Raw genomic sequence first — 8,801 nt, 5'->3', positions numbered from 1 at the left:
AAAGAAATAACCCGGCAAACATACCGGTGATTAAAAGATTCTTTGTGTTCATGTTGTTATTTTGTAAATGAGATCTGCTGGTTTTTCCCTTCTTTTATTCGGGAAACTAATTTGTATGTATCCGTTTTCACTTTCCCCTTGACAAATTCCGGGATATTATACGATTTGGTGAGAAATGTATAATATTCCGTTGATTTCTGAGGCAGGACGAACGGCTTTGAGAGAACGCCTCTTTCACCGACATGAGCAATGAAAGGACGTGTGTACAAGCCGTCCAAACGACGGCTGCTGAATACCACCCACTTGCTGTTGGACGACCAGGAATGATAACTGTCCGTATCAGGGCTGTTCGCTTCTTCTGTTGGAACTTGCGCACCCGTGCTCAGGTCGAACATGCACAGATCCGCATCTTTGTGCCAGATAGGGAAGGTTCCGTAAGATGTCGTTGTACAAAGCAGATATTTTCCGTCTGGCAAGACACGGGGAAACAAAATGCTTTGCCCTTCTGTTTCCGCTTGAAAGATCGTGTCGACAACAGAACCGAAAGTCCGGCTTTCAGGATCAAAAGAAACGCGGCAAAGGCTATAACGAAGGTCACGCAATTCGCCCGGAACTTTCAATGCCGGGGCGGAACAGAAGTAAAGTTGTTTTCCATCCGGTGAAAAAGTCGGGAATGTTTCAAAATGTTTCTTTGAGAATAGTGCTTGAGTCGTGACGATTTCCTGTTTTTCTACATCGTAGACAACTACATCCGATGCCTTGTCATATACTTCTGTACGATGTACCGGATGCGTATCCTGGGTTGTATTATTGATGGAAAAAGCAACAAACTTTCCCGAAGGATGCCAGGAAGGGTAGACCAATGCCGATATCGTCCGATCGGTTTTCGTATCGAGCGTTTCTATCCGGTCGCCATCCACAAACACGGTACAGCCATACTTTGCACGGACATGGAACAGCATTTTGTCCGGGTCCTGCATGCAAAACGAATGGCAGTTCATGCAATTATTATCCGTCAGGCGGTTTTCCAGAATCGGTTCCTGATCGAAAGAGGATAATTCGCGTTGATAGATTCCCATCTCGTTCCATAGCTGGTAACCGGGATCGATCAGGCGGTAAGCGATATACGGATCGATCGGGTCTTCGGAAACCCGGATATGAAACGGAAGAAAGGCATTCCATTTCCCTTTTTCTTCTGTCAGGACAGATACCTCTACCTGTTTTCCTTTTGCCGCAGTCAATAACTTTTCCCAGTCTGTATTGGGAATGGAAAAGGCTCCGTTGGAGGCGTAAACGGTAAATGCATATCCTTCGGTTGTAAATACCGCGCATGCTTTCCCTTCCGTTTGCACGGCAAAATTCAAAGGTGCGATCGATTGCGGTATGGTTACGTCAATATAATCCGGATAGATGGCCGGCAGTTCATCTATCTGCCCGGAGACGGCAGGTGGCTGGTTGGAAGAACATCCTTCCAACAACAAAAGGAATATGCAAAAAAGCAATTGTTTCATTTGTCCATCATATTAAACATATAATAGTACCAATACGTTTTGCCATACTCGGAAGCCAAAGCGACCGCAGGATTCTGCCCCGAACGGGAAATATCTTGCACTTTCTGCATAAAAGCGATCGCTCTGTTCCTTACTTTGATGCTCACCCCATGCTCTAACCAGAAGTGCGGATCATTGGGACTGCAAATCACGATTGCCTCCTGCTGGCATTCCGTCATATCGCGCCAGGCGGGAGAACGGTACAAGCTCTCCTGCAAGGTTTTATAAGTTTCAATATGTTTGTTCAACAGTAAAAACGAAGTCAAATATGCTAATCCTGCTTTATTATCCGGACAAGCCGGGAGCAAGTTTATTAATGAACTGACAGGATCTGTATATAGTTTTGCAGCAGAGGCTTCGGCCTTCCAACAGCGACGTTTCATTCCTAAAATTTTATCTTCCTCGACTGCTTTATCATTGTAAAGAAATCGACGGTGAGCAGTAGCCCAATCCTTATAGAACCAAGTCTTTTCCAACAATTGAATATATTTATCCGCAATCGGATAGGACCCTGTTATCAGATTTGTCTCTATCAGCCTTTTCAACATCCGCGGATTACCGGAAGAACGAGAACTGACAAACGCTTCAAAAGCGAATTTTTGTGCTGCGCTTATTATTCCCATACAATAATACAGATCACTATGCAGTTGTGCTGTATAGATCGACTGATCCCAATGTAGCATCAAGGTTTCAATACCGTGTTGAGGATAATCTAACAATCTCTCTGAAAGCTGGCCTTTATGTGCCAAAGCTAAGTTTAAACCGCACATTCGGCGTTTAGACAATACATCATGATTAAATTCACTGATAACAAGGTCCCACTGTTCCGTCCGGAGCAAATAGTCCTGCTTCATGGAATGCTGTGCATCCAATTTCCCAAAATGAAAGATACCTTGATAGACCAATAGAAACATGATTGCCCATTGTGTCCCTTCCCATATACATTTCCCTTTTAGAGAAACGGGTTCTTTGTATCGTTTCAAATAAGCAACCAGAAGCATTGTCATAGGTAATGCATACCATGCATAATATATCCCGGATACTGTTTGTAGTGGATTACAATAAGCCTCTGGTAAAAACGCTAAAGTTAAATTTCTACTATATCCTAAGTAAGTACCTGCAATTGCTGAAAGTGCGGCAATCAACAAATAAATAATACTAATATATTTTTTCTTTCCATTGGTTAAAAACTCAAAGAACAATGCCGATATAGCAAATAAATGTACGATAGGACCTGCTATTCCATATAAAATAGGAATGATGCAAATGCCATAAATAAATTTTATTCGTGTTTTTATGTTTGTATATAGCCATAGAAAAAGCAATAAAAATAAATAAGCAATAGTTCCTTGTTCATAATAATCATAGTCTAAACTAATAATTAGTAAAGATAGCCAGGGTAACAGGAAAATAAGAGGTAAATCGTTTCGTGAGTTAATCTTTTTCAGTATTAATGATGATAATAAAGCCACTAAAGTTAAAAGTAGAGCAGAAATGATAGGTCCTGTCCAAAATACCACATAGAATTGAGAGAGAAATTCCGATATATAAATAGCAACACCACCAGCCTGCTTCAGTGTTTCAGTTAGGTACTGTGATGTAAATTGAAACATTTGTAGCTGTTCCTTAAAAGGGAATAAATAGCAGAAGAAATAATAAAAGACTATTATTTGACTAATAAATAAAAGAATATTTAATATTAAGTCTTTCTTGTTCATATAAAATCCCGTTTTGAGCATCTACTGTATACATGCCAGATTTCGGAACATTTATGATGTATGTAACTCTCTATATATTCTATAGGATTGTAATATAAACGTCCTATTAGCCAGCAGACAATAAGATAAGTAATATATTCTCATTATATTTTATTGAGGGAAATAAAGAGGGAAGGCTAACCTTCCCTCTTGTATGAGATTTATTCCCAACCCGGATTTTGTTTTAGAAGAGAACCATGGCTTGCAGACAATGTAATCTGACTTGTTGGGATAGGATAGTACAGACGCTTGTCGTTTCCTGTCCATTTACGGCCGGCTTCGTTCAAACTTTTACCAGAATACATGCGGATATAAGTTTTACCATTATATTCGATTAAATCACGGGCTGTTGATCCTTCGAATACTTCAGGTTGGTATAACGCTTTTACTTTATCTGTAACACGCATGCCTAGATATGTTTTAGGATTTTCGAATAGTTTCATCGCATTCCAACGCATGATATCATCATAACGGAAACCTTCCAAAGCCAACTCGATACGACGTTCACGGCGGATTTCATATAACAACGGAGTTATAGAATACCCATAATCAACCGGATTCAGATCGGCTACTGGAGATACTGTTAAATGTTTCATCTCAACACGGTCGCGCAATTTATTAATCGTCTCATCCAAAACAGCCTGTGTGCATTCACCTAATTCGCATTTGGCTTCAGCGTAGATCAGCAGGATTTCTGCGTAACGGAAAACAAACCAGTCGTAAGAAGATGTTTTCACTGCATCTTGTTGGCTCTGGCTTGCTGACACTAGTTTGATAGGTGAGTATCCTGTGGCAGTCCCGGTTAATCCCGGAGCTGAATGGACATTTGTTCCTGGTTCTTCAGACGGACTAAATTCCTTTTTATCATCAATACCGGAATTTACTACACGCATACCATTGCTTTTGACCGTATATGGACGATATTTACTGTCTATAATCTGATACATACGAGGATCGCGGTTTGCCATTTCATCATCCAGTGTTTCATCTCCCTTGTATTCACTACTGTTTGCAATAGGCAAACCGTCCTTGCAAAGGAATGATTCTGCAAAATCTTTAGAAAGGCCGACTCCTCCACCACGAGCGAGATTATGAGTCAATACGTCTGCTTCGAAAACACGTGCTAAAATACATTCTTTATTAGTCGTTAAATCCTCTTGTGTAAACTGGTTTGCATAATACAAGGGATAATCGGCAAAAGCAGACTGGTTTGCTCCGGCATCCGAGCCTTGTACGATATCGTAAAGACCACTATCCATCACTTCTTTGGCAAGAGTCGCCGCTTTTTGTAATAATTCCTGAGATGTAGGTGATGTCGAAACATTATGATACTTTTTATATGTTCCATAATGTAGGCAAACACGTGCTAAAAATGTACGAGCGGCATCTTTATGTAAAGCACCTACCTCTGCTGCACTTTTTTCCGGTAACCATTCAATTGCAAATTCCAGATCTTCGATAATTTTCCCTAGTACAAAGTCACGGTCGTCACGTGCTTTATACAATTCGTCAATATCGGCAGTTGTCAAATCCTTTTCATACCAAGGAACATCTCCAAATGTCTTGATTTTATCGAAATAATCGAAAGCCCGGAAAAAGCGAATTACGGCAACAACCGGATTTACTTCAGATTCTGTCGCATTTACCCGTTGGTAACGAGTCATAAAATAGTTTAGATTACGAATATTGTTCCAATACCATTTTGAATCGAAATTTGCTTCAGAAGGTATTACCCATTCGTTGAACAACCATTGGTCGGGAGAAGCGACCAGACGATTGTCACTTCTTTCATCAAGAGTATTTAAATCATCCAAATTTTCACTTCCATCTGCCCTTAAACCTTTTCCTGTCAGGTTCATGTAAAAGCCTTTGGCATAATTTTCCAAATCGCTAACTGTATTCCAGTAGCTATTGTCGGTAATGCTGTCTTTTGGATTGAGGTCTGTCACGTCACAAGCCGTAAATCCTCCTAACAAACCAAGACTTAATCCTAATAAGATATGTTTAGTTTTCATTGTCATCTTTCGTTTTTTACAGTGTTAAATTTAATCCAATTGCAACTTTTCGATTAATCGGGTATGTCATTCCTCCCAATGTTTCGGGATCGAAGGCATCGTTCAGAGGAGTGATAGTGAGTAGGTTTTCTCCTGTCACATATAATCTCAAACGAGAAATGCCCCACTTTGTCGTTAGATTCTTCGGAATTGTGTAACCTACCGTCAAATTCTTCAAACGCCCGTAAGCTGCACTTTGTAAATAACGGTCACTTGTGACTCTGTTACCGCCATTTTGCCATCCTGGTCTTGGAAAATAAGCATCTGTATTTGTTTCTGTCCAATAATCAAGGGCCGGAGTATATGGAACATCCCATTGGCTGGTGAATCCCCAGAACTGAGCGCCACTCAACATATAGTCACGTTTTCCTGTTCCTTGCCAAAACATCTCGAAATCGAAGTTCTTATAATCAAATCCAACGGTAATACCAAATTGATAACGAGGTGTTTTATTACCTATGATGCTCTTATCACCCGGGTTATAGATTGTTTCTTCCCCTTTTGTGATTTTACCATCATTATCTAAGTCTTCGTATTTTACATCACCCGCACCCCATTTTCCAGCATAAAGTTCGCTTTGGTCTATTGTTGCAGCTTCATCGTCTGATTGGAAAAGGCCGTTTGAGTGATATCCCCAAATCTCACCAATCTTTTGTCCTACATAATATTTACCATCACCATCACTTTGTGAATAGAAACCTGCGTCATTTCCAGCATATTTGGTAATAGTCGCCTGATAGTCAGACAAAACACCTTTTACCCAATAAGAAAATCCATTTTCTAATCGATCATTCCATCCTAAAGAAAGTTCCCAGCCTATGGTCTTCATGTCAGCAGAGTTACTTTTAGGAACACTGGCGCCCAATGTTGCAGGTAAAGTTGCTCCGGCTACCAACATGTCTTTTGTATTTCTACGATACCAGTCAAATGTTCCCGTCAGTCGATTATTCAGAAATGAAGCATCAAAACCGAAGTCCATTTGAGTGACTGTTTCCCAAGTAAAATCAGGAGCGACAAGCCCCGGTGCTTTTACAATAACAGGTTTGGAGCCGTTAATCAAATAATTGTAGGAAGAATTCGTCCCATATGTTGCTAAATATGGGAAATTACCTAGATCATCCATTACCTGATTTCCCAATGAACCATAAGAACCACGGATTTTCATATCATTCCACCAACCTTTTAACGGCTGCCAGAAATTTTCTTCTGAGATACGCCATGCTGCGGAAACAGATGGGAAGAATGCATAACGATGATCTTTTGCAAACTTGGATGAACCGTCATAACGGCCGTTAACTTCGAGTAGATAACGTTGTTTGTAATTGTAATTGAAGCGGAAGAAGAAACCATTAATTGCCCAATATGTATCTTCTGAAGACATGCTTTGTTCACCTGTCGCCAAATCCAAGTCAGGAATATCTTCAACAATCAGATTGGTACGTTTTGCATTATATTTTTTGTTGGATTTCTTTTCTTGGTTATAACCGGCCATAATCTTAAAGTTATGCGTATTTTCTAAAAATGATTTAGAATATTCTGCAAATGCATTGAATGCATAGTAGTAATCTTCATTTGTAGTATAATTTGCATAACTTGGCTTTGTCCAACCATAAAGAGCTTCTGTTCCAGCTACAGCCGTATAATCTGTAAATGTCCGTTGAACCTCTGATGCATTCTTGCTATAAATATTATATGTATAATCAGCATTGATAACCAATCCTTCCAAAGGAGTGATTTTTACAGCACCTGTCAACCATAAATCGTTGATTTTATATTTGGTATATCCGCCTAAATCTCCTACAGCAGCGGGATTTGTGTTCCCGTTCTGACCTGAATAGTTGTTAATACCTTCTTCTTTATAGATATAATCGCCTGAAGTTTGGATACCTAAGTTAGAATCATTGATGGCTGCTGCGCCAGGACTATAAACGAGTCTTCCTGTATGGCCAAAACGTACAGGCATTAACGGGCTTAAGTCATTTTTCAACATACCTCCATAGGCATCGATTCCTGCTGTAGAGTTGGTAATGGGGTGATCCTCTGTTGAATAATTATCTGCGATTTTGGCACTGACCTGCAACCACTTTGTCAGTTGTGAAGAAAGATTCAGTGTCGCATTAAATTTCTTGTAATTATCATCAGCTGTTTTTAAAATACCATTCTGGTCAGCAAATCCGACAGAGCCGTAATAAGTTGTTTTTGAGTCTCCACCACTAATGTTTACATTATATTGTTGAGAGAAACTTGTTTTGTACAATTCATTAAACCAATCAGTGTTGCCACAATAAATCCATCGACTTTGATCTTGCGACTGATCGAAATATTCTGAATACTTATAAGAGCCATCCATATATTTCTTTACATAGTCTAATTGTCCTGGAGTGATCAAGGAACTCATCCCGCTATTGGCGGCAGCAATATCTCTCATTTCCAGATACTCCAAAGAGTTGATATTGTGCATCCTTAATGCAGGGCTCTGCCAATAACCACTTGCTGATACGGAAATCTGAGGTTTTTGTTCACTTTTACCTTTCTTTGTTGTAATTAAAATAACGCCATAAGCAGCGCGGGCACCGTAGATAGCAGCAGATGCGGCATCCTTTAAAACAGAAATAGACGCGATGTCCTCCGGATTAACAAGGTTGGCATCCATTTGAACATTATCAACTAACACTAAAGGGCTACCACCGTTAATCGAGTTGTTACCGCGAATATTAAAGTCAGAGCTACTACCAGGAGCACCACCTTTACTCATGGTGACGTTTAAGTTTGGAACAACACCTTGTAATCCTTGTCCAACATTTGTTATAGGACGGTTTTCTAGTACATCACCGGCAACAGCTGCCACAGCACCTGTCAAATTCTCTTTTTTCTGTGTACCGTAACCTACTACTACTACTTCTTGTAGCGCCTGGGTATCTTCTTTTAATGTTACAGGGATTGACGGTTGTCCTGTATAGGTTATTTCCTGTGTTGCGTATCCAATGTAAGAAATTTGAATAATATCTCCTTTCTTCAAATTTTCCAAAACAACTTTGCCGTCCATGTCTGTCACATTTCCGTTGGTTGTTCCTTTTACAACAACTGAAGCTCCGATCACAGGGCCGAACGGATCTTCCACCACACATACTACTTTCCCATTTTGTTGGGATAGACTTACTGACGGCCTTTCCGGAGTAATTTCGGCAAAAGCACTTTCTGGAACAGCTAAAGTTCCTGCCAGTAGCATCAGACTTACTAATTTAGTTTTTTTCAACATAGAGTATATATTTAAAAGAAATAATACATACCACGAAAACGGCTTACATCTGTTGAGTGTCTTTATTAGATCATGCTCATTAGATTTTGCATATTTTTATAGCGTTTTTCTGTGTTTTTGTAATTTAGTTCTATCAGAACTCATGTATTTATGAAGAAATGTATCTGATAAGTGTGAATAT

General features: G+C 39.8%; 4 protein-coding genes. All 4 read right to left on the bottom strand.

All coding sequences use genetic code 11. The features are described 5' to 3' along the window. Positions 1–56: 56 nt before the first annotated feature. Positions 57–1,511, bottom strand: coding sequence for a PD40 domain-containing protein (locus tag KTG12_RS20505; RefSeq protein ID WP_155144440.1), 1,455 nt, complete (start codon positions 1,509–1,511; stop codon positions 57–59). Continuing rightward, positions 1,508–3,268 (bottom strand): DUF6057 family protein, encoded by a 1,761-nt coding sequence (locus tag KTG12_RS20500; protein WP_138273487.1) that lies wholly within the window; start codon positions 3,266–3,268, stop codon positions 1,508–1,510. The genes KTG12_RS20505 and KTG12_RS20500 overlap by 4 nt, the downstream gene beginning before the upstream one ends. A gap of 200 nt (positions 3,269–3,468) precedes the next feature. Next, a complete protein-coding gene (locus KTG12_RS20495; RefSeq protein ID WP_022321478.1) occupies positions 3,469–5,328 on the bottom strand; it encodes a RagB/SusD family nutrient uptake outer membrane protein in 1,860 nt (619 codons plus the stop codon). A gap of 10 nt (positions 5,329–5,338) precedes the next feature. Further along, positions 5,339–8,620, bottom strand: coding sequence for a TonB-dependent receptor (locus KTG12_RS20490; protein ID WP_122298886.1), 3,282 nt, complete (start codon positions 8,618–8,620; stop codon positions 5,339–5,341). Between the last annotated feature and the right edge of the window lie 181 nt (positions 8,621–8,801).

The organism is Parabacteroides sp. MSK.9.14, assembly GCF_019041495.1.
Lineage (GTDB): Bacteria > Bacteroidota > Bacteroidia > Bacteroidales > Tannerellaceae > Parabacteroides > Parabacteroides merdae.
Note: the sequence above shows the minus strand (reverse complement) of the source record. Positions and strands in the feature narration are given on the sequence as shown.